The organism is Citrobacter sp. Cpo103 (genome assembly GCF_030332605.1).
In the GTDB taxonomy this organism is placed as follows: domain Bacteria; phylum Pseudomonadota; class Gammaproteobacteria; order Enterobacterales; family Enterobacteriaceae; genus Citrobacter; species Citrobacter portucalensis.
On sequence record NZ_JAOWHO010000023.1, the window covers coordinates 46319 to 69268 of the forward strand.

The 22950-nt window shown below is 52.4% G+C and carries 16 protein-coding genes; 5 read left to right on the top strand and 11 right to left on the bottom strand.

From position 1 onward, the window contains the following. From narI to OGX89_RS05840, 6 genes are all read right to left on the bottom strand, one after another. Complete coding sequence (gene narI, locus OGX89_RS05815) at window positions 1-681, bottom strand: respiratory nitrate reductase subunit gamma (RefSeq protein WP_003833047.1); 681 nt, start codon at window positions 679-681, stop codon at window positions 1-3. After that, window positions 678-1373, bottom strand: coding sequence for a nitrate reductase molybdenum cofactor assembly chaperone (narW, locus tag OGX89_RS05820; protein WP_003833045.1), 696 nt, complete (start codon window positions 1371-1373; stop codon window positions 678-680). The genes narI and narW overlap by 4 nt, the downstream gene beginning before the upstream one ends. Further along, window positions 1373-2917: a nitrate reductase subunit beta gene (narH, locus tag OGX89_RS05825; protein ID WP_003833042.1), complete on the bottom strand. Its 1545-nt coding sequence runs from the start codon at window positions 2915-2917 to the stop codon at window positions 1373-1375. The genes narW and narH overlap by 1 nt, the downstream gene beginning before the upstream one ends. After that, a complete protein-coding gene (locus OGX89_RS05830; RefSeq protein ID WP_126957200.1) occupies window positions 2914-6654 on the bottom strand; it encodes a nitrate reductase subunit alpha in 3741 nt (1246 codons plus the stop codon). Before OGX89_RS05830 ends, narH begins: the two co-directional genes overlap by 4 nt. Before the next feature lie 96 nt (window positions 6655-6750). Next, window positions 6751-8136 carry a NarK family nitrate/nitrite MFS transporter gene (locus tag OGX89_RS05835; RefSeq protein ID WP_063940753.1) on the bottom strand — a complete coding sequence of 462 codons (1386 nt, stop codon included), beginning with the start codon at window positions 8134-8136 and terminating at the stop codon, window positions 6751-6753. Between the two features lie 212 nt (window positions 8137-8348). Then, entirely contained in the window at window positions 8349-8927 is a 579-nt protein-coding gene (locus OGX89_RS05840; RefSeq protein WP_003833036.1) for a TetR family transcriptional regulator, read from the bottom strand. Between the two features lie 117 nt (window positions 8928-9044). Here OGX89_RS05840 and OGX89_RS05845 point away from each other — a divergent pair, with 117 nt between their 5' ends. Further along, window positions 9045-10529, top strand: a complete 1485-nt coding sequence (locus tag OGX89_RS05845; RefSeq protein ID WP_126957199.1) for an MFS transporter — start codon at window positions 9045-9047, stop codon at window positions 10527-10529. Window positions 10530-10532: 3 nt separating this feature from the next. On the opposite strand, the gene OGX89_RS05850 is transcribed toward OGX89_RS05845, so the two are convergent. The 3 genes from OGX89_RS05850 to yddG all read right to left on the bottom strand — a co-directional run bounded on the left by OGX89_RS05850 (window position 10533) and on the right by yddG (window position 13493). Continuing rightward, on the bottom strand, window positions 10533-10973 hold the full coding sequence (locus OGX89_RS05850; protein WP_003833032.1) for a GFA family protein: 441 nt from the start codon (window positions 10971-10973) through the stop codon (window positions 10533-10535). 83 nt (window positions 10974-11056) lie between these two features. Next, window positions 11057-12151, bottom strand: coding sequence for a porin OmpD (ompD, locus tag OGX89_RS05855; protein WP_063941987.1), 1095 nt, complete (start codon window positions 12149-12151; stop codon window positions 11057-11059). A 460-nt stretch (window positions 12152-12611) separates the two neighbouring features. Then, window positions 12612-13493, bottom strand: coding sequence for an aromatic amino acid efflux DMT transporter YddG (gene yddG / locus OGX89_RS05860; protein ID WP_063941986.1), 882 nt, complete (start codon window positions 13491-13493; stop codon window positions 12612-12614). Between the two features lie 288 nt (window positions 13494-13781). Here yddG and fdnG point away from each other — a divergent pair, with 288 nt between their 5' ends. From fdnG to OGX89_RS05880, 4 genes are all read left to right on the top strand, one after another. After that, entirely contained in the window at window positions 13782-16829 is a 3048-nt protein-coding gene (gene fdnG, locus OGX89_RS05865; protein WP_126957197.1) for a formate dehydrogenase-N subunit alpha, read from the top strand. Window positions 16830-16842: 13 nt separating this feature from the next. After that, entirely contained in the window at window positions 16843-17727 is an 885-nt protein-coding gene (gene fdnH, locus OGX89_RS05870) for a formate dehydrogenase N subunit beta (RefSeq protein ID WP_003833024.1), read from the top strand. Then, entirely contained in the window at window positions 17720-18376 is a 657-nt protein-coding gene (gene fdnI, locus OGX89_RS05875; protein WP_003020054.1) for a formate dehydrogenase-N subunit gamma, read from the top strand. Before fdnH ends, fdnI begins: the two co-directional genes overlap by 8 nt. 129 nt (window positions 18377-18505) lie before the next feature. Then, window positions 18506-19108, top strand: a complete 603-nt coding sequence (locus OGX89_RS05880) for an inorganic diphosphatase (RefSeq protein WP_003833020.1) — start codon at window positions 18506-18508, stop codon at window positions 19106-19108. An 80-nt stretch (window positions 19109-19188) separates the two neighbouring features. On the opposite strand, the gene OGX89_RS05885 is transcribed toward OGX89_RS05880, so the two are convergent. Both OGX89_RS05885 and maeA read right to left on the bottom strand, forming a co-directional pair. Beyond that, window positions 19189-20901 carry an ABC-F family ATP-binding cassette domain-containing protein gene (locus tag OGX89_RS05885; RefSeq protein ID WP_126957195.1) on the bottom strand — a complete coding sequence of 571 codons (1713 nt, stop codon included), beginning with the start codon at window positions 20899-20901 and terminating at the stop codon, window positions 19189-19191. 309 nt (window positions 20902-21210) lie between these two features. Beyond that, a complete protein-coding gene (gene maeA, locus OGX89_RS05890) occupies window positions 21211-22908 on the bottom strand; it encodes a malate dehydrogenase (RefSeq protein ID WP_020996397.1) in 1698 nt (565 codons plus the stop codon). Window positions 22909-22950: the final 42 nt, after the last annotated feature.

The window sequence follows — 22950 nt, forward strand, 5'->3', positions numbered from 1 at the left end:
TTATCGGCGGGAACGCACTATTTGGTAGCGACGGGTAAAGTACTCAAACGGCGCACTCCAGACGTGGACCAGGCGAGTGAACGGGAACAGCAGGAAGATAGTCATCCCCAGAACCAGATGCACACGGAAAATCAACGCCACGCCATCCAGATGCGCAGATGCGCCGCCCTGGAAAGTCACCACCGACTGCGCCCAACCGACCAGTTTCAGCATTTCACTGCCGTCTGGATGTTGCGCAGAGAACGGGATGGTGGTTAAGCCGAGGATACACTGAATCAACAGAACGCAGAGGATCAGAATATCGGCGGTGGAAGATGTCGCACGAATACGCGGGTTGGTCAGACGGCGCACCAGTAAACCTGCGCCACCAACCAGCGTTAGCACGCCGCATAGCCCACCGGCAATCATTGCCATCTGTTGTTTCACCGCAATCGGCAGGAACCAGGCATACATCCAGTGCGGCGTTAGCATGCCGAACAGGTGACCGAAAAAGATCCCCAGAATGCCGATGTGGAACAGGTTTGACCACAGCACCATGCCGCGTTTGTCCAGCATCTGGCTGGAAGAGGCGCGCCAGGTATATTGCCCGTAGTCATAGCGTAGCCAGCTGCCGAGGATAAACACCGTACCGCACAGGTACGGGTAGATATCGTAAAAAAAGACGTTCAGGTACTGTATCATTTCGGGCCTCCCGCGCTGACGTCGACATACTGCGGCGCCACGTCCTGGCTAAAGCGTCGTTGATAGTTTTGTAACGGTGAACTGTCGCAGGCGGTGGCGTTATCCTCGATAAACTTCACCTGTTCCTCTTCCCACACCGCATCCAGCGCCTGACGGGTATCATCGCGGGTTTCAGCACCAACCTGCTTAGTGACACTGTCACTCGAAAGAGGGCTTCCGGCAAGCAGCAGCAGGGCGTCAAACAGTTGATACCACGGCGTATCGCGCTGTTTTAAGCGCCCGCCCAGCAGAGCCAGAATCGGTGCAACGTTCTGCAGTCCTTCTTTGGCCTGGTCCTCCGGCAACACGCTCAAATACTCCAGATACAACGGCAGATGATCAGGCAGTTCGCGGCAGTCGAGCTGTAGCCCGACCTTTTCATACTGAGCCAGCAGATCAACCATCGCCTGACCCCGGTCACGGGACTCGGCGTGCACGTGCTCAAACAGCAGCAGAGAGGTGGCCCGGCCCCGGTCAAAGATTTCGCACCATTCCGCTTGTTTATCCAGCAGTGGCGCATTGAGCAATCCCTGGCTAAATTCGGTAAGCATGGGGGCATCGCTGGCCACAAGCGCCAGCGCGTCGTCTTTACACTCCCACAGCAGCTCGTCGGGATATTCCATCAGCAGGCCGATAACCTTCAGGATTTGCATTATTCACCCTCCGCTTTATCGCGCACTTCGGTGATGTCGATCGCATCAATACGGCTACTGTTAAACAGGTTGAATTTGGTATCTGAGCCATGGCAGCCGTCACCGAAGGTAAATCCGCAGCCGTTTTTCTCCGGGAAGGCATCGCGCGCCATTTCACGGTGGCTGGTCGGGATCACAAAGCGGTCCTCATAGTTGGCGATGGCCAGATAGCGATACATCTCCTCAACCTGCTCAACGGTCAAACCCACTTCCTCAATCGCGCGGGTGTCCGTCACACCTTCCACTGTTTGCGCACGCATATAGTGACGCATGGCCATCATACGTTTCAGCGCGCGCAGCACCGGACCGGTATCTCCCGCACTGAGCATGTTGGCGAGGTACTGAACCGGAATTCGCAGCGACTCAACCGCCGGCAAAACGTTACCATTGTGCGGCAGTCCGCCCGCGTCGGCGACCGACTGAATCGGTGACAATGGCGGTACATACCAGACCATCGGCAGGGTGCGATATTCCGGGTGCAGCGGCAGCGCCAGTTTCCAGTCCATCGCCATTTTGTAGACTGGCGAACGTTGGGCCGCTTCGATGACGTTATGCGGAATACCTTGTTTTAACGCCTCTTCAATGACCGCCGGATCGTGCGGGTTGAGGAATACATCGCACTGACGCTCATAGAGATCGGTCTCATGCTCGGTGCTGGCCGCTTCTTCGATGCGGTCGGCGTCGTAGAGCAATACGCCGAGATAACGGATACGCCCAACGCAGGTTTCCGAACATACCGTCGGCTGGCCGGACTCAATACGCGGGTAGCAGAAAATGCACTTCTCAGACTTACCGCTCTTCCAGTTAAAGTAGATTTTTTTGTACGGACAGCCGCTGATGCACAAGCGCCAGCCGCGACATTTGTCCTGGTCGATCAGCACAATGCCGTCTTCTTCACGCTTATAGATAGCACCGCTTGGGCAGGTGGCGACACAGCTTGGGTTCAGGCAGTGCTCGCACAGGCGCGGTAAATACATCATGAAGGTGTTTTCGAACTGGCCGTACATCTCCTTTTGCATCTTCTCGAAGTTACGGTCGCGGGCACGTTTTGAAAATTCGCCGCCAAGCAGTTCTTCCCAGTTTGGACCCCAGATAATCTTGTCCATCCGCTTTCCATCAATCAGCGAACGCGGACGCGCGGTGGGCTGATTCTTGCTTTCCGGCGCGCTATGCAGATGCTGATAATCATAGGTAAACGGCTCATAGTAATCATCGATTTGCGGGATCACCGGGTTGGCGAAAATTTTGGTGATGACGCCCATCTTACCGCCCAGACGCGGTCTTATCTTGCCGTTAACATCGCGAACCCAGCCGCCTTGCCACTCTTCCTGATCTTCCCAGTTTTTTGGATAACCAATCCCCGGCTTAGTCTCGACGTTGTTAAACCACGCATATTCCATCCCTTCACGCCCGGTCCAGACGTTTTTACAGGTGACGGAGCAGGTGTGGCAGCCGATGCACTTATCCAGATTAAGAACCATGCCTACCTGTGAGCGTATTTTCATTTTTTCGCCTCCTGTACCTGATCGCGACCTTCATCATCCAGCCAGTTAATATTTTTCATTTTTCTAATCATGATGAACTCATCGCGGTTAGAGCCGACCGTACCGTAATAGTTGAAGCTGTATGCCAGCTGCGCATAGCCACCTATCATGTGCGTGGGTTTCGGGCAAACGCGGGTCACCGAGTTATGGATCCCGCCGCGCATCCCGGTCACTTCTGAGCCAGGGATATTCATGATTCGCTCCTGAGCGTGATACATCATGGTCATTCCCGGTGGCACGCGTTGACTCACCACTGCACGCGCGGTGAGCGCACCGTTGGCGTTGAAGGCTTCAATCCAGTCGTTATCCTCAATACCCAGCTCTTTGGCATCGGTTTCACTGATCCAGACAATCGGCCCGCCGCGCGACAGCGTCAGCATTAGCAGGTTTTCGCTATAGGTGGAGTGGATCCCCCATTTCTGATGCGGCGTCAGGAAGTTGAGCGCTTTTTCCGGGAAGCCGTTAGGCGGAACCTCGCGCATTTCACTGACGCTTCGGGTATCGATAGGTGGACGATACGCCACCAGACTTTCACCAAACGCACGCATCCACGCATGATCCTGATACAACTGCTGGCGACCGGACAGGGTACGCCATGGGATCAGCTCGTGGACGTTGGTATAGCCTGCGTTATAGGAAACATGTTCACTTTCCAACCCGGACCAGGTGGGGCTGGAGATGATTTTGCGCGGCTGCGCCTGGATATCGCGAAAACGGATCTTCTCGTCTTCTTTGTTCAACGCCAGATGCGTATGGTCGCGTCCGGTCATCGCCCCCAGCGCTTCCCAGGCTTTCACCGCCACCTGACCGTTTGTTTCCGGTGCCAGGGCAAGGATCACCTCAGAGGCATCCAGCGCGGTGTCAATCAGCGGGCGTCCTTTTGCCGGGCCTTCGCGCTTGGTGTAGTTCAGCTTGCCGAGGAAATCGACTTCCGCCTGGGTATTCCACGCAATGCCTTTCCCGCCATTACCGAGTTTGTCCATGAGCGGGCCAAGTGAAGTAAAGCGTTCGTAGGTGGCGGGGTAGTCACGCTCCACAACGGCGATATTCGGTGCCGTTTTGCCCGGGAGGAGATCGCATTCGCCTTTGCGCCAGTCCTGAATGTCAAACGGCTGCGCCAGCTCTGCCGGAGAGTCGTGTTGCAGCGGTTGCAACACGACATCCGTTTCTTGTCCAAGGTGTCCGACGCAAACCTCAGAAAATACTTTGGCGATGCCTTTATAAATTTCCCAGTCGCTCTTCGATTCCCATGCCGGGTCGACCGCCGCAGACAACGGGTGAATAAACGGATGCATATCCGAGGTATTCATATCGTCTTTTTCATACCAGGTAGCGGTTGGCAGAACGATATCGGAGAACAAACAGGTGCTGGACATACGGAAATCGAGCGTGACCAGCAGATCGAGCTTGCCCTCTATCGCCGCCGACTGCCATTCAACCTCTTCAGGTTTAATACCCTCGCTTGAACCGAGCGCTTCCCCCTGGATCCCGCTTTCGGTACCCAGCAAATATTTGAGCATGTATTCATGCCCTTTACCGGAGGAGCCGAGCAGGTTAGAGCGCCAGACGAAGAGGTTGCGCGGATGGTTTTTGCCGTTATCAGGCTGTTCGCAGGCAAAACGAATATCACCCGACTTCAGCGCCTGTGCGGTGTATTGCGCAGGAGATAGTCCTGCATGTTCGGCTTTTGCTTTAACGGTCAGAGGGTTGAGGTTAAGCTGCGGCGCAGACGGCAGCCAGCCCATTCGTTCAGCCCGCACGTTAAAGTCAATCAAATGTCCGCTAAACTTCGACGCATCGGCCAGCGGAGAGAGGAGTTCCTGCGCGGTGAGTTTTTCATAACGCCACTGGCTGGAGTGGTTGTAGAAAAACGAAGTGCTGTTCATCTGACGCGGCGGACGATTCCAGTCCAGCGCAAAGGCCAGCGGCAACCAACCGGTTTGCGGACGCAGTTTCTCCTGACCCACATAGTGCGCCCAGCCGCCGCCGCTTTGTCCCACGCAACCACAGAACACCAGGATGTTAATCATGCCACGGTAGTTCATATCCATGTGATACCAGTGGTTGACGCCAGCCCCGAGAATGATCATCGAACGGCCATGCGTTTTGTGCGCAGTATCGGCAAACTCACGGGCGATCTGTTCGATATGACGGCGTGGCACACCGGTAATTTGCTCGCCCCAGGCCGGGGTGTAGGCTTTCACTTCGCTGTAATCTTGTGCGCTATGAACGTCATCCAGACCACGGTCGAGGCCATAATTCGCCAGCACCAGATCATAGACGCTCACTACCGGGCAACGGCTACCGTCAGCGAGGGTAAGATGTTTTACCGGCAGTTGACGGATCAGCACCGGTTCTTGTTTTACACTGCGAAAATGTGGGTTTTCGTTGCCGCCAAAATAGGGGAATGCGACGCCGGTCACTTCATCATGCAGACCGAGCAGCGAAAGAGAAAGTTCAGTTTCAGCGCCAGCCGCCAGTGGTTCCAGGTTCCATTTGCCTTTCTCCCCCCAGCGAAAACCGATAGATCCGTTCGGGACAACCAGTTCACCTGCGCTGTTAAAGGCTACCGTTTTCCACTCTGGATTGTTGCTTTCGCCCAGACCATCGACAAGGTCTGAAGCACGCATCATGCGTCCAGGCACGTAGCTGCCATCTTCCCGGGCATCCAGTAAAACCAGCATCGGCATGTCGGTATAGCGACGGCAGTAATTGAGGAAATAATCGCTGGGATTGTCGAGGTGGAACTCTTTCAGGATGACGTGGCCCATCGCCATTGCCAGCGCGCTGTCGGTCCCTTGTTTAGGTGCCAGCCACTGGTCGCATAGTTTAGCGACTTCCGAGTAGTCCGGCGTAATGGCAATCGTCTTGGTGCCTTTGTAGCGTACTTCTGTGAAAAAGTGCGCATCCGGGGTACGGGTCTGCGGCACGTTAGAGCCCCAGGCGATGATATAGCTGGAGTTATACCAGTCGGCGGATTCAGGAACGTCGGTCTGCTCGCCCCAGGTCATCGGTGACGCGGGCGGTAAGTCGCAGTACCAGTCATAGAAGCTCAGACAGGTTCCGCCGATTAGCGAGAGATAGCGTGTGCCGGCGGCATAGGAAACCATCGACATCGCAGGGATCGGGGAAAAGCCGACCACGCGATCCGGGCCGTAGGTTTTCACCGTCCAGACGTTGGCGGCAGCAATCAGCTGATTAAGCTCTTTCCAGTTAGAACGGATAAACCCACCGCGCCCGCGTACCTGCTTGTAGCTCTGGCATTTTTGCGGGTCGTTCATAATGGATTCCCAGGCCAGCACCGGATCGGGCTGGCGGGAGAGGGCGTCGCGCCACAATTCGATTAAGCGTTTACGCACCAGCGGATATTTCAGGCGGTTCGCGCTATAGAGATACCACGAGTAACTGGCGCCGCGTGGACAGCCACGGGGCTCATGATTTGGCAGGTCAGGACGGGTACGCGGGTAGTCGGTTTGCTGCGTTTCCCAGGTCACCAGCCCGTTTTTAACGTAGATCTTCCAGCTGCATGAGCCGGTACAGTTAACGCCGTGGGTAGAACGCACAATTTTGTCGAACTGCCAGCGCTGACGATAGCTGTCTTCCCAGTCCCGGTTGGTGTGCATTACTTGCCCATGCCCCTCGGCAAACGTATCGCCCTTTTGTTTAAAGTAGCGAAAGCGGTCTAACAGTTTACTCATGACATAACTCCTGCTTCGATAATATTGCCGACGGTGAATCGAACGCCAGGCCTGATCCGGCCTACCTAAATGTCCGATCCTGCGGTATCCATTTTGTTATTTTTTTTGTGATTTACGGCCATAGACCAACCAGGTCACCAGCACGCAGACGATGTAAAACACGAGGAATATTTTCATGGCACCCACAGGAGAGCCGGTCAATGCCAGCGATGAGCCAAACGCTTTAGGAATGAAGAAGCCCCCCACAGCGCCAATGGCGGAGATAAATCCCAGGGCGGCTGCGGTATCGGTTACCGCTTCCCGCTGAGCTTGCTCTTCAGTACCGCCATGCAGCTTCACCCGATAAATTGTGATTTTGCGAAAGATCACCGCAATCATCTGGAAGGTTGAACCGCTACCCAGACCCGCGGTCAGGAACAAGCCCATAAACACCAGGTAAAACGCGATAAAGCTACCTTCGCCCGAGCCGGGCAAAGTGAGAAACAGCAGGGCGCTGAACAGTGCCATAAAGATGAAGTTAATTAAGGTGACACGTACACCACCAAACTTGTCAGAGATAACACCGCCCGCCGATCGTGCAAGCGCGCCGATGAAGGGGCCGAAGAACGCCAGTTGCAGGATATTCACGTCGGGGAACTGGGTTTTCGCCAGCATGGCAAAGCCTGCCGAAAAACCGATAAATGAACCGAAGGTGGCGAGATACAGCAGACTTAATAACCACAGATGAAAACGCTTGAGGACCGGTAACTGGGAGGCAATTGAGGCCTTCGAGCTGGCAATGTCGTTCATTCCCATGCCCGCTGCCACGGTGGCTATCAGCAGTAACGGCACCCAAATCCATGCGGCATTGGCCAGCGACAATAACGAGCCATCAGCTTGTGGTACGCCCTGTACGCCCAAAAAGGTAAATATGGGCAGAAAGATCACCAGTGGCGCGATCAACTGCATCACGCTGACGCCGAGGTTGCCGAGACCACCGTTAACGCCTAATGCGCTACCTTGCTTCGCTTTGGGGAAGAAAAAGCTGATATTGCCCATGCTGGAGGCAAAGTTAGCGCCAGCAAAACCACACATCAGCGCAATGATAATAAATACACCGAACGGAGTAGTGGTATTTTGCACGGCAAATCCGAGCCAGACACAGGGAATAACCAGAATAATCGTACTAAAAATGGTCCAACGACGCCCACCAAATATAGGTACCATAAAGGAGTAGGGAACGCGCAATATTGCACCAGAAAGAGAAGGCAGTGCCGTTAATAAAAACAGTTGGTCGGTGGTGAAATTAAAGCCAATTTTATTCAGATTTACGGCAACGGCGCTGAACAACATCCAGACGCAGAACGCAAGCAGCAGGCAACTTACTGATATCCAGAGATTTCTGCGCGCAATGTGCTTGCCTTTATTTTCCCAAAAGCCGGGGTTCTCTGGTTTCCAGTCCGTTAAAAGATAACGATTATTTTTCTCATTTGATGATGACATATTATTCTCCATGCACATGCCGTTCATGAAAAAGAAATAAACGCATGCAGCGCCGCGCGGCTTCTTTTTAGAAACTATTGAAAAGTTTTAGGAATATTGACTGAAAGAATAGATAAAAAAGTGCAATAACGCGGCGTGATAGGAGAATTACACGTTGCTTAAGTGTTACTAATTGTAAGCATAAAAGATGTATTGTTAATTCATCTATTACATCAAATAAATAACTCCTGCGTAATCATACGATCAAGATGACGATCGAATGCAGGATCGGCCATTTCCTCAATACCTAATATGTACATACCATCCAGGCCGCAGACTAATGCGATTAAACGCCATGCGACGTCGGCGGCATCAGGCGTGGATGAGAACTCACCGGCTTTCTGTCCTTGGGTAATAATGTTGGCGGTTTCTTCGTGCCACATTCGCATGGTCAACAGATAGGCGCTTTTAATTTCCGGATCTTTACCCGCAACAACCTGTGCTTCACGCCATAGCTTAATATAGGGTTCCAGACCACCATCTTCACTGCCTAGCATCGCATGCAGTCGCTCACGGAAACTGGCGTCTTCGCTGACCAGTTCGGCATCAAGTAGGGTGCGGATAAGGCGCACAAATGCCTGGGATTTGAGCTCACCGGCAGAGGCGAAATGGTGATGTAGCTGGCCCGTCGCGACGTGAGCTTCAGCAGCAATGCGTCGAACCGTCATGGCGGAAAATCCTTCTTCAAGTGCGACACGCATTGCCGCTTGCAGAATCACTTCCCGACGTTCATCCCGATTTAGATAGCTCATCATTCCTCCTGTATCCGTATAGATCGCAGTCTAACAAAAAGTTGGACATATGTTCAATTTTCCGTAGGATCGCTAAAGCTGGACATATGTCCAGTTTTGGTTTCGTTAGGGAGTTTTATGTTTCGTCAGTGGTTAACGTTAGTCATTATTGTGCTGGTCTACATCCCTGTTGCGATTGATGCAACGGTGCTGCACGTTGCCGCGCCCACGCTGAGTATGACGCTGGGTGCCAGTGGTAACGAGCTGCTGTGGATCATTGATATTTATTCCCTGGTAATGGCCGGTATGGTATTGCCAATGGGCGCGCTGGGGGATCGCATCGGCTTTAAACGTCTGCTGCTATTAGGCGGTGGATTATTTGGTCTCGCATCGCTGGCGGCCGCTTTTGCTCATAGCGCAAGCTGGCTGATAGCCACCAGGGCAGTATTGGCGATTGGCGCGGCGATGATTGTTCCGGCAACGCTGGCAGGTATTCGCGCCACGTTCGCTGAGCAACGGCATCGTAATATGGCGCTCGGCGTCTGGGCAGCGGTCGGTTCCGGCGGTGCGGCGTTTGGTCCACTGGTTGGCGGGATGCTGCTGGAGCATTTCTACTGGGGGTCCGTATTCTTAATTAATGTGCCAATTGTCCTGGTGGTAATGGCCTTAACCGCACGCTTAGTGCCACGCCAGGCCGGACGTCGCGATCAATCGTTAAATTTTGGTCATGCGATCATGCTGATTGTTGCCATTCTGCTGTTGGTTTACAGCGCCAAAACCGCGCTAAAAGGGCATACGGCGACCGTTGCCATCGCCCTGACGCTGTTAACCGGCGCTTTACTGTTGTGGCAGTTTGTCCGTATCCAGCTTGCGGCAGCCCGCCCGATGATTGATATGCGTCTGTTCACGCATCGCATTATCTTAAGTGGCGTAGTGATGGCGATGACCGCGATGATAACGCTGGTGGGTTTCGAGTTGCTGATGGCACAGGAACTACAGTTTGTTCACGGTTTAACACCGTATCAGGCAGGGTTGTTCATGCTGCCGGTGATGCTGGCCAGTGGTTTCAGCGGACCGATTGCCGGTATGCTGGTTTCACGCCTGGGATTACGTTGTGTGGCAACGGCGGGCATGGCGCTGAGCGCTGTTAGCTTTTACGGTTTGGCGATGACGGATTTCAGTAGCCAACAGGTACAAGCATGGATTTTGATGGCTTTGCTTGGTTTTAGCGCCGCCAGTGCGCTCCTGGCCTCAACGGCGGCAATCATGGCAGCAGCGCCGGCGGAAAAAGCCGCGGCCGCTGGCGCCATCGAGACAATGGCTTATGAACTGGGGGCAGGACTTGGGATCGCTATCTTTGGCTTACTGCTGAGCCGTAGCTTTTCTGCATCGATTCTGCCGCCAGCCGGACTTAATGCGCAGGAAATGGAACGTGCCTCATCGTCAATGGGGGAGGCGGTACAACTGGCGCACTCGCTCCCGCCGTCACTGAGTGAAGCATTGCTGACGGCTGCCAGAGAAGCGTTCACCTGGTCACATAGCGTGGCATTAAGCAGCGCCGGCAGCATGCTTATCGTATTAGCGATAGGAATGTGGTTCAGTCTGGCAAAGGTACAACGTTAATAACTAGTGAGCTAAATGACAGGGGTAATCCATCTCTTCGACTTCTTTCCCACTCAGTCGAGCGTATTGCCCCGTCAATCTCCAGAACGCAGGCTGTGTTTCCGTATAGATTTCTGCCGCTAATATCAGGCGGCGGCGATCTACCTCATTAAGTTCCAGAAGTGTCCACGGAATAAAGTAGCGATCGCTGTCCGTCAACGTAAACCACAGTGGGCATCCGCAGCCGGAACAGAAGAACCGTTCACCACGATTTGAAGAAGGGAAGTGCGAAGGTTCTGCCGATTCTGGCGACATCAGCGGGTGAGCGCTGGCTTCCAGATACATGGCGATGCCGCCTGACCATTTCTGACACAGCGTACAGTGGCAGGCATAGACATCCAGCATTTCGACGTCAACGGTAAAATGACTCTGTCCGCAAAGACAACGACCAGTGAATGTCTGCACGGCATACTCCTTATGACCGAGTCTACATTAAGAGAAAAAGCCAGCCCTGGAAGGACTGGCTTTGTATTCAGACTACAACAAAATTAGAACTGGTAGTTCAGACCAACAGCAACGATGTTGTCGGTGCTCACGCCGGCAGCGCGAGTGAAGTTGTTGTCATCCAGCAGGTTGATTTTATAATCAACGAAGGTAGACATGTTTTTGTTGAAGTAGTAGGTAGCACCCAGGTCTACGTATTCAACCAGATCCTGGTCGCCGTATACTGCAATGTCTTTACCTTTGGATTTCAGGTAAGCAACGGACGGACGCAGACCAAAGTCGAACTGGTACTGAGCAACAGCTTCAAAGTTCTGTGCTTTATTTGCAATACCGTTGATCTTCTTACCGTTAACAGTACCACCAAAGGTAGTCATGTTACGGGTTTCAGAGTAGGTAGTTGCCAGGTAGATGTTGTTCGCATCATATTTCAGGCCAGCAGCCCAAACTTCAGCGTTCTTACCGTCAGCTTTGAACAGACCATTGTGGTTGTTCTGGGAATCAGTACGGTCAGATTTCGCATAGGTAGCACCTACGCCGAAGCCTTCATACTCGTAAGTAGAAGACAGACCGAAACCGTCGCCATTAGCTTCTTTGTCGTTGTCACGGTCATTTTTGCCCTGGTACTGAGCAGCAAAGTTCAGACCTTCAACCAGACCGAAGAAGTCGGTGTTACGATAGGTTGCAACGCCGGTAGCACGCTGGGTCATGAATACGTCGGTCTGGGTCCAGGTATCACCACCAAACTCAGGCAGGACGTCGGTCCATGCGCCGATGTCGTAAGCTACGCCGTAGTTACGACCGTAGTCGAAAGAACCGTATTCAGCGAATTTCAGGCCAGCGAATGCCAGACGGGTTTTGTCTGCTTCGGAACCCTGGCTTTCGGAACGGTTGCCTTTGAATTCATATTCCCACTGACCAAAACCAACCAGTTGGTCGTTGATCTGAGTTTCGCCTTTGAAGCCCAGACGTGCGTAGGTTTTGTCGCCATCGCTGCTGGTGTCGTCAGAGAAGTAATGCTGAGCGTGAACTTTACCGTAGATATCCAGTTTGTTTGCGTCTTTGTTATATACCTCAGCTGCGTTTACCGCACCTGCCGCCAACAGGCTAGTCACTGCCACTGCAACTAATTTAAGTTTCATTCTAAATAATCCTTATAATTTTTTCTTGGTGTGTTTCCTAAACCATTGCTAAACGAAGGGGTTCGTCAATGGCAAACTATTTTTAAATGACGCAGTGGTATAAGTTCAATAATAAGTTTCATAATATTGCGAAATATTTGAGTTTGTGTGATCCAGATCTACATAATATAGCTGATTGTATTAATCTTTATATGTGACAAATCTGAATGGGTATATTTACGTAGGGGACTATTGTGCCGTCTATGGTTTAAATGGCGTTAGTCACGCAGGTATAATATATACATACTGAGGAATATAGATAAGCATGCAATATTTTCGGGAGTTGATTAATCACCAATTATTTAACATTAAATTAAACAAAAATAAACATAAACCACAAGTGGAATGAACATTTATTATTCATTAATTTGATTACAGTGTAGCCGGGTTTTAGATTTGCGCGATAAAACCCGGATTTTTTTCAGGCGCGGCGTGTTGCCAACCAGCAAAGTAGCGAACCCGCACAAACCATCAATGCCCCCTGCCAGAAAGATAGCGACAACGGGGCGCTGAGTAACACAGCAGCCAGGGCGGAGGAGAGCACTGGGGTAAAATAGGAACCTACGGCCATGATGGTCACGTTGCCATGCAAAATGCCAATATTCCACGCCGCATAGGCAAATCCTAACGTTAATGCCGCTGAGAACATTTTAATAGTCACCGAAGTGCTGAAAATCATTTCTGGTTGCGGAGTCATAAAATAGTAAACCCACAAACTTGCGGCCGTCAGTAAAACGAATACCGTAATGCCGTTAAAGCCTTTTGCATATTTATTGGTCACCGTGCAATACGTTGCCCAGATAAATGCGCCCAAAAAGGCAAGGAAATAGCTCAGCGGACTGCTGGCAACGTTGTTTATAATTTCACCAGGATTAAGGCCGTTTTCACCACCCAATACCCAACAAACCCCGGTCAATGCGATAATTAATCCAGGGATCACCAGCCAGGTTGTTTTTTGACCATTAAATAAAATAGCAAACAATATCGTTAAACTCGGCCAGAGATAATTGACCATACCGACTTCAATAGCCTGGTGACGAGTAGCCGCATAACCGAGAGCCAGCGCTAAACATATTTCATAGGTAACAAAAAGCACGCTACCCGCGATTAAATAACGCACAGGAATCTTTCTTATATTCGGAAAGCCGACGGTAAAAATCAGCAACAGGCCACTTAACGAAAAAATCATTGCTGCGCCGCCCGCAGGACCCAGTCCTTCACTTACCCCACGCATGAGTCCGACCATCGTACTCCAGAGCACAATGGCAATGAGCCCAATTAGCGTTGCTTTTTGTTTTGTCATTCTGATTGTCTGTCCATGGTACTGGCAAAAATTTAAGCTGAAATTTATAGCACCTTTACACCGTAGCGCGCTAATTAATTGCTTTTCACATACTCCCTTATGGGTACAAAGGTTAAACAAAGTGCACTATTTAGTAGCGGAACCGTTTCGTTATTGATTTGACGCAAAAAAAATATGGATATAGCTGATAGTTTCGTCGCGAAGTTGTACATGTCATCTTTCAATTATGCCGCGCTGGCGCGATTTGAGAGATGTCCTGTACGAATCCCTGCAAAAAAGAGGAAAGCAATGGACGTCAGCCGCAGACAATTTTTTAAAATCTGCGCGGGCGGTATGGCGGGAACAACAGTAGCCGCTTTGGGTTTTGCACCCAAAATGGCACTGGCTCAGGCGCGAAACTATAAGCTGTTACGCGCCAAAGAGATCCGAAACACCTGCACATACTGTTCCGTAGGTTGTGGGCTATTAATGTATAGCCTGGGAGATGGAGCAAAAAACGCCAAAGAGTCGATTTACCATATTGAAGGGGATCCGGATCATCCGGTGAGCCGCGGGGCATTATGTCCTAAGGGCGCAGGATTACTGGATTACGTGCACAGTGAAAACCGTCTGCGTTACCCGGAATATCGCGCTCCTGGTTCCGACAAATGGCAGCGTATCAGCTGGGATGAAGCATTCACCCGTATCGCGAAGCTGATGAAAACTGACCGTGACGCCAACTTTATTGAGAAGAATGAGCAGGGCGTAACGGTAAACCGCTGGCTTTCAACCGGGATGTTGTGTGCCTCTGCGGCAAGTAATGAAACCGGCATGCTGACGCAAAAATTTGTGCGCTCACTCGGCATGCTGGCAGTAGACAACCAGGCGCGCGTCTGACACGGACCAACGGTAGCAAGTCTTGCTCCAACATTTGGTCGCGGTGCGATGACCAACCACTGGGTTGATATCAAAAATGCTAACGTCGTGATGGTGATGGGCGGTAACGCCGCTGAAGCACATCCGGTGGGATTCCGCTGGGCGATGGAAGCCAAAAACAACAATGATGCCACGCTGATTGTTGTTGACCCTCGTTTTACACGTACAGCTTCGGTGGCGGATATCTATGCGCCAATTCGTTCCGGCACGGACATTACGTTCCTGTCCGGCGTCTTGCTGTACCTGATTGAAAATAACAAAATTAACGCTGAATACGTTAAGCATTACACCAACGCCAGCCTGCTGGTGCGGGATGACTATGCTTTTGAAGACGGTCTGTTCAGCGGGTATGACGCGAAAAAACGCCAATACGATAAATCGTCCTGGAACTACCAGTTCGATGAAAACGGCTACGCGAAACGCGATGAAACGTTAAGCCATCCTCGCTGTGTCTGGAACCTGTTAAAACAGCACGTTTCCCGCTACACGCCGGATGTGGTGGAAAACATTTGTGGTACGCCGAAAGAAGACTTCCTGAAAGTCTGCGAAGTGCTGGCTTCCACCAGCGCAGCCGATCGCACCACCACGTTCCTGTACGCGCTGGGTTGGACTCAGCATACCGTCGGGGCACAGAACATCCGCACCATGGCGATGATCCAGTTGCTGCTCGGCAACATGGGGATGGCAGGTGGCGGGGTCAACGCCTTGCGCGGCCACTCCAACATTCAAGGGTTAACCGACTTAGGTCTGCTCTCTACCAGCCTGCCGGGCTACCTGACGCTGCCGTCAGAGAAACAGACAGACCTGCAAACCTATCTGGCCGCAAACACGCCAAAAGCGACATTGGCCGATCAGGTTAACTACTGGGGCAACTATCCGAAGTTCTTCGTCAGCCTGATGAAATCTTTCTACGGCAATGCAGCGCAGAAAGAAAATGACTGGGGCTTTGAGTGGCTGCCGAAGTGGGATCAGTCCTACGACGTCATTAAATACTTCAACATGATGGATAGCGGGAAAGTCACCGGCTACATCTGTCAGGGCTTTAACCCGGTTGCGTCCTTCCCGGACAAAAACAAAGTGGTGCAGTGCCTGAGCAAACTGAAGTATCTGGTGGTTATCGATCCGCTGGTGACCGAAACCTCAACGTTCTGGCAGAACCACGGTGAATCAAACGACGTCGATCCGGCATCGATTCAGACCGAAGTCTTCCGTTTGCCATCGACCTGCTTTGCAGAAGAGGACGGCTCCATTGCCAACTCCGGCCGCTGGCTACAGTGGCACTGGAAAGGTCAGGACGCACCGGGTGAAGCCCGCAACGACGGCGAAATTCTGGCCGGTATTTACCATCGTCTGCGCGACATGTATCGCACTGAAGGCGGTAAAGCTGTAGAGCCCGTTCTGAAAATGAGCTGGAACTATAAGCAGCCGGACGAACCGCATTCCGAGGAAGTGGCAAAAGAGAACAACGGCTATGCGCTGGAAGATCTCTATGATGCCAACGGCGTGCTGGTTGCGAAAAAAGGTCAGTTGCTCAACAGCTTTGCGTTGCTGCGCGATGATGGTTCTACGTCATCGTCCTGCTGGATTTATACCGGTAGCTGGACCGAGCAGGGCAACCAGATGGCCAACCGCGATAACGCCGACCCGTCAGGTCTCGGTAATACGCTGGGCTGGGCCTGGGCATGGCCGCTGAACCGTCGCGTACTGTATAACCGCGCTTCGGCGGATCCGCAGGGTAAACCGTGGGATCCAAAACGCATGCTTATCCAGTGGAACGGTACGAAGTGGACGGGGAACGATATCCCGGACTTCAACACCGCGGCACCGGGCAGTGGCACCAATCCGTTTATCATGCAGCCGGAAGGGCTGGGGCGTCTGTTTGCTATCGATAAGATGGCGGAAGGTCCGTTCCCGGAACACTACGAGCCGATGGAAACGCCGCTGGGTACTAACCCGCTGCACCCGAATGTGATCTCCAACCCGGCAGCACGTCTGTACGAAGCGGATAAACTCCGTATGGGCACGAAACAGGACTTCCCGTACGTCGGGACGACCTATCGTCTAACCGAACATTTCCATACCTGGACCAAGCACGCATTACTGAATGCGATTGCCCAGCCAGAGCAGTTTGTGGAAATCAGCGAAACGCTGGCGGCAGCGAAAGGGATCAACAACGGCGATCACGTCAAAGTTAGCAGCAAGCGTGGATTTATTCGCGCAGTTGCCGTGGTCACTCGTCGTCTGCGTACCCTGAACGTCAACGGTCAGCAGGTTGAAACGGTTGGGATCCCAATCCACTGGGGCTTTGAAGGAGTCGCGCGTAAAGGCTTTATCGCCAACACCCTGACGCCGAATGTCGGTGATGCAAACTCGCAAACGCCGGAATACAAAGCGTTTTTAGTTAACATCGAGAAGGCGTAAGGGAGGCGAACATATGTCTATGGAAACGCAGGACATCATCAAACGGTCCGCAACAAACTCCATCACGCCGCCGCCTCAGGCCCGTGATTACAAAGCAGAAGTCGCGAAGCTGATCGACGTTTCCACCTGTATAGGTTGTAAGGCCTGTCAGGTGGCATGCTCAGAGTGGAACGATATCCGCGATGAAGTTGGCCACTGCGTCGGGGTGTATGACAACCCCGCCGATCTCAGCGCCAAGTCCTGGACGGTGATGCGGTTTACCGAAACCGAACAGAACGGCAAGCTGGAGTGGTTGATTCGTAAAGACGGCTGTATGCACTGTGAAGATCCGGGCTGCCTGAAGGCGTGCCCGTCTGCCGGGGCCATCATCCAGTACGCCAACGGGATTGTCGATTTCCAGTCAGAGCACTGCATCGGCTGCGGCTACTGTATTGCCGGGTGTCCATTTAATATTCCGCGCCTCAATAAAGAGGATAACCGCGTGTATAAATGTACGCTGTGTGTGGACCGAGTCAGCGTCGGGCAGGAACCTGCCTGCGTGAAAACGTGTCCGACCGGGGCAATACATTTCGGCACCAAGCAGGAAATGCTGGAAATGGGCGAACAGCGTGTGGCAAAACTGAAAGCACGCGGTTTTGAACATGCCGGTCTTTACAACCCGGAAGGTGTGGGCGGCACGCACGTCATGTACGTTCTGCATCATGCCAACCAGCCTGAACTGTATCACGGTCTGCCAAAAGACCCGCAGATAGATACCTCTATCAATCTGTGGAAAGGGGCGCTGAAGCCGCTGGCCGCTGCCGGATTTATCGCCACCTTCGCCGGACTGATTTACCACTACATTGGTATTGGTCCGAATAAGGAAGTGGACGACGACGAGGAGGATCATCATGAGTAAGTCGAAAATGATTGTGCGCACGAAATTTATCGACCGCGCCTGTCACTGGACGGTGGTGATCTGCTTCTTCCTGGTAGCGCTGTCGGGGATTTCATTTTTCTTCCCGACTCTGCAATGGCTGACGCAAACCTTCGGTACGCCGCAGATGGGACGCATTTTGCATCCGTTCTTCGGCATACTGATCTTCGTGGCGCTGATGTTCATGTTTGTACGCTTTGTGCACCACAACATCCCGGATAAGAAAGATATTCCGTGGCTGAAAAACATTGTGGAAGTACTGAAAGGCAATGAACACAAAGTGGCGGATGTGGGCAAATACAACGCCGGGCAGAAAATGATGTTCTGGTCGATTATGAGCATGATTTTCGTGCTGCTGATTACCGGTATCATTATCTGGCGTCCGTACTTTGCGCAGTTCTTCCCGATGCAGGTCGTGCGCTATAGCCTGCTGATCCATGCGGCTGCGGGGATTATCCTGATGCACGCCATCCTCATCCATATGTATATGGCATTCTGGGTGAAAGGATCGATTAAAGGCATGGTTGAAGGGAAAGTGAGCCGTCGCTGGGCGAAGAAACATCACCCGCGTTGGTATCGCGAAGTTGAAAGACAAGAAGCGAAAAAAGAGAGCGAGGAGGGGGTTAACTAATCCCTGATGTTCCCTCTACGCAATGGCGCTACATCGGTAGCGCCATTTTTTTGCCAAAAAAACGTCATGTTTCTGTCATCTGCTGAACGTAAGGTGTTGTCTTTCCGATAATAGAAGAGTTAAAAGACAATGCATCTGGTGAAAAAATTACTCGCTGTCAGCGTGTTTCTTTGTGCTTCAGCTCAGGCGCAGAACATCCTCGAATTTCCTCAGCCGGAGAACAACCCGGAAGAGTTTTATGCCGTAACCGAAATCCCGGCAGGCGGAATGATTAAATATGAAACCGACGCCAAAACCGGTTTTATCGTTGCCGATCGCTTCCAGTCAATGCCGGTTGCCTATCCCGCCAACTACGGTTCACTCACCCAGTCTTTAGCCGGTGACGGCGACCCGCTGGATGTCATTTTTTATACCCGTGCGCCGCTTGCTCCGGGAACGTTGATTAAGCTGCGCGCTATTGGCGTACTGAAGATGATCGACGGCGGTGAAAAGGACGACAAAATTGTCGCTGTTCCGGCCAGTAAAATTGACCCCACTTATGACGACATCAAAGAGTTAAGCGATCTGCCCAAGATTGAAGTTCAACGTCTGGAATCTTTCTTCCGCGTGTACAAAGATCTGCCGGAAGGGCGCAAGAAGGTCGAATTAAACGGTTTCAATGATGCCGCTACGGCAAAGCAAGAGATCAAACAGGCCTGGGATGCCTGGAAAGAGAAAAAACCGCAGCAATAACGCATTGCCGGATGGCGCTTGCGCTTATCCGGCCTACGTTTTTGTAGGCCCGGTAAGCGTCGCGCCACCGGGCGTTGCTATCAGAGTTTCGCCGTTATCTCCTCTATCTCCTTGCGCCATTGCGCCTGTAACAACGGTTTTTGATGTTTCGGCTTGCGGGCGAGATCGTCGGCCAGACGCTGCTCAAGATCGAGAAGTTGTTCCAGCAATCTATCGCTGTCACCGCTTATTTCAGTTTTCTCTACGACCGCCGTTTTGGGAACGGTTATCTCCGCGGACGTTTCCCGAATACGCGCATTGACCGCCTCCAGATCGTGCCATTCACTGAGTTCGCCATTGTCGATTAACCAGAACCGATTACAGCTTTGGCTGATAAGCTGCCGGTCGTGACTGACCAGCAACACGCCGCCGTTATATCTTTGTAGCGTTTCTGCCAGCGCCTCTTTGCCTTCCATATCCAGATGGTTGGTCGGTTCATCAAGCATCAGCAGACTGTAGCGCGCAAGCGTCAGCCCAACAAACAGTAGCCGGGAGCGCTCACCGCCGCTTAATGTACTGACCCGCTGCGCATGACGAACCCACGGAAATCCTGCGCTAATCAGCGCCATCTTGCGAATCTCTGGCTGCGGGGCAAACGCTTCCAGCGCGTCAAACAATGAATCGTTATCGGCAAGCTGATGCAGCGTCTGGTCGTAATAACCCAGCGTAACGCGCGGGTGTAACACCAGTGAAGTTGATGCTATCTGTGCCTGGAACTGTTGCCAGATAAGCCTTAACAGCGATGATTTCCCGCAACCGTTACGCCCGACAATCGCCACGCGATCGCCGCTTTTTAACCGGATACCGGCAATGGAAAACAGTGTATCTGCACCAGGAGCAGGGGCTACAGACAGATTGGTCATCTCCAGCAAACGATCTGCACGCAGGGCATCACCCTGCAATGTTAGTGCCCACTGACTTCCTGACGTCACTTCTGTTTGTACCTCTTTCAGGCGCTGTACCTGTTTTTCCATCTGCTTGGCCTTGCGGGAGAGATCTTCGTTGTCGTAGACCCGCCCCCAGGTTGCCAGCCGTTTGGCGCTGGCAGTCACCCGGTCTATTTCTTTTTGCTCAGCCTTGTGGCGCAGAGCATCGCTGACATCTCTTTCTGCCAGAGCCTGACGCGCTGCACTACAGGGTAGATCAAACGCATGGAGGGTGCGATCGCGCAAGATCCAGGTTCCGTGAGTCACCGCATCCAGCAGTTGCGGGTCGTGGGAGACCACCACAAAACTGCCAGACCAGTTCTGTAAGAACTGCTCAAGCCACAGTAATGTAGGCAAATCCAGGTGGTTACCCGGCTCATCCAGCAGCAGCAGGTCAGGATTACGCATCAGTGCCCGCGCTAATAGCAAGCGCGTGTGCTGGCCACCGCTCAACGTTTGCGCTGTAAGAGATAAATTCTCTGGCGTAAAACCCATTTCGGCAAGCAGTGCTTCAACTCGCCACTGCTGAGCTGCGCGTTCATGCTCGGGAAGTTGAGCGAGAACGGCTTCCTGCAGCGTAAGAGGCAGTATATCGTCAGGTAGATGTTGTTCTACACGCGCGAGATGGCAGTGATTCGCCTGCGCGATTGCCCCACTGGTGGGCGAGATCGTGCCATCGAGCAGTTTTAACAGCGTGCTTTTGCCGCAGCCGTTGTAACCGATAAGCCCGATGCGGTCGCCTTTTTTCAGGGTAAAGGAAAGATCGTCGAATAGCGTGCCGAATGCCGTATCAACGTGTAAGGATTGTGCGGTTAGTAATGTGCTCATTGTTGCTTACTCAAGAGTTACAGGCGAAAAAACGCCTCGTCAAACATCGCTGACGATAACCCGGTAAGCCCGAGAGAAGGGGATTTAGAAGTTAGCTTCGCTCAAGCGGAAGTTATCGCAGCACGATACCGATAACGCTTGAGCACTGGCGATCGCCAAAAGCATGTGAAACGATAAAACGTTCACAGTACAGCATAAGTATCCTCCTTTTGTTTTTCAGAATGTTAATCGGTGGTGAAAGTGTAATCGTAAGTTGCGCAAAAGCGCAAGTGTTGAACGCCCGGCAGCAGTTTGCCGCCGGGCAAAGCGTCAGATAGAGGTACGACGGTAGTCGCGATATTCTGCTTGCCAGAAATTATCGTCAATCGCCTGTTGCAGCGCTTCGGCGGAGGTTTTCACCGCCACACTTTGCTGCTGCGCCATTTTACCGACGGCAAAGGCAATGGCGCGAGAAACGGTCTGAATATCTTTCAGTTCCGGTAGCACCAGGCCTTCGCCGTTGAGCACCAACGGTGAATACTGTGCCAGCGTTTCACTCGCCGACATCAGCATTTCATCAGTGATGCGCGACGCGCCAGACGCAATCACACCCAGACCAATACCCGGGAAGATATAGGCGTTGTTACACTGGGCGATTGGGTAAATTTTATCTTTCCACAGTACCGGTGCGAACGGACTACCGGTCGCAACCAGCGCGTTACCTTCGGTCCAGGCGATAATATCCTGTGGCGTAGCTTCAACACGGGAAGTGGGATTAGACAACGGCATGACGATCGGACGCGGACAATGCTTGTGCATTTCGCGGATGATCTCTTCGGTAAACAGGCCGGTTTGTCCGGAAACGCCGATCAGGATGTCAGGTTTAACGTTGCGGACCACGTCGAGCAACGACAGCACATCTTCTTGTGTATCCCAGTGCTGGAGATTTTCGCGTTTTTGCACCAGTTTGGTCTGGAAGGAGAGCAGGTTCGGCATTTTGTCTGTTAACAGGCCGAAGCGATCGACCATGAATACGCGTTGACGCGCCGCTTCTTCGCTTAAACCTTCACGCTGGATCTGCGCAATGATCTGCTCGGCAATCCCGCAACCGGCGGAACCCGCACCGAGGAAGACGATGTTCTGTTCGCTCAACTGGCTACCGGCCGCGCGGCTAGCCGCAATCAGCGTACCGACGGTAACCGCCGCGGTGCCCTGAATATCGTCGTTAAACGAGCAAATTTCATCACGATAACGGGTCAGCAGCGGCATGGCGTTTTTCTGGGCGAAATCTTCAAACTGCAACAGCACGTCCGGCCAGCGATGCTTCACGGCCTGGATGAATTCATCAACAAATTCGTAGTATTCATCATCAGTGATACGCGGATTGCGCCAGCCCATATACAGCGGATCGTTCAGCAGTTGCTGGTTGTTGGTCCCCACGTCCAGTACCACCGGAAGAGTATAGGCCGGGCTAATTCCGCCACATGCGGTATACAGCGACAGTTTACCGATTGGAATGCCCATCCCGCCGATCCCCTGATCGCCAAGACCTAAAATACGTTCGCCATCGGTGACAACGATGACCTTGATGTTGTGGTTAGGGACGTTTTGCAGGATATCGTCCATATTGTGGCGGTTCTGATAAGAGATAAACACGCCGCGCGCACGACGATAAATCTCAGAGAAACGCTCACAGGCCGCGCCGACCGTTGGGGTATAGATAACTGGCATCATCTCATCCAGGTGATTATGCACCAGTCGGTAAAACAGGGTTTCGTTGGTGTCCTGGATGTTGCGCAGGTAAATATGTTTGTCGATTTCGGTTTTGAATCCCTGATATTGGATCCAGGCGCGTTCAGCCTGTTCCTCAATCGTCTCGACCACTTCCGGCAGTAACCCCAGCAGGTTGAAGTTACGGCGTTCTTCCACACTGAAGGCGCTCCCTTTATTCAGTAAAGGGAATTCCAGCAGTACAGGGCCAGCGTAGGGGATGTAAAGGGAACGCAGTTTTTTGGTTTCGTTTTCCATGTCACTCACTCTTTTTTGAATAACCGTCCCTGGCGCTCTTTA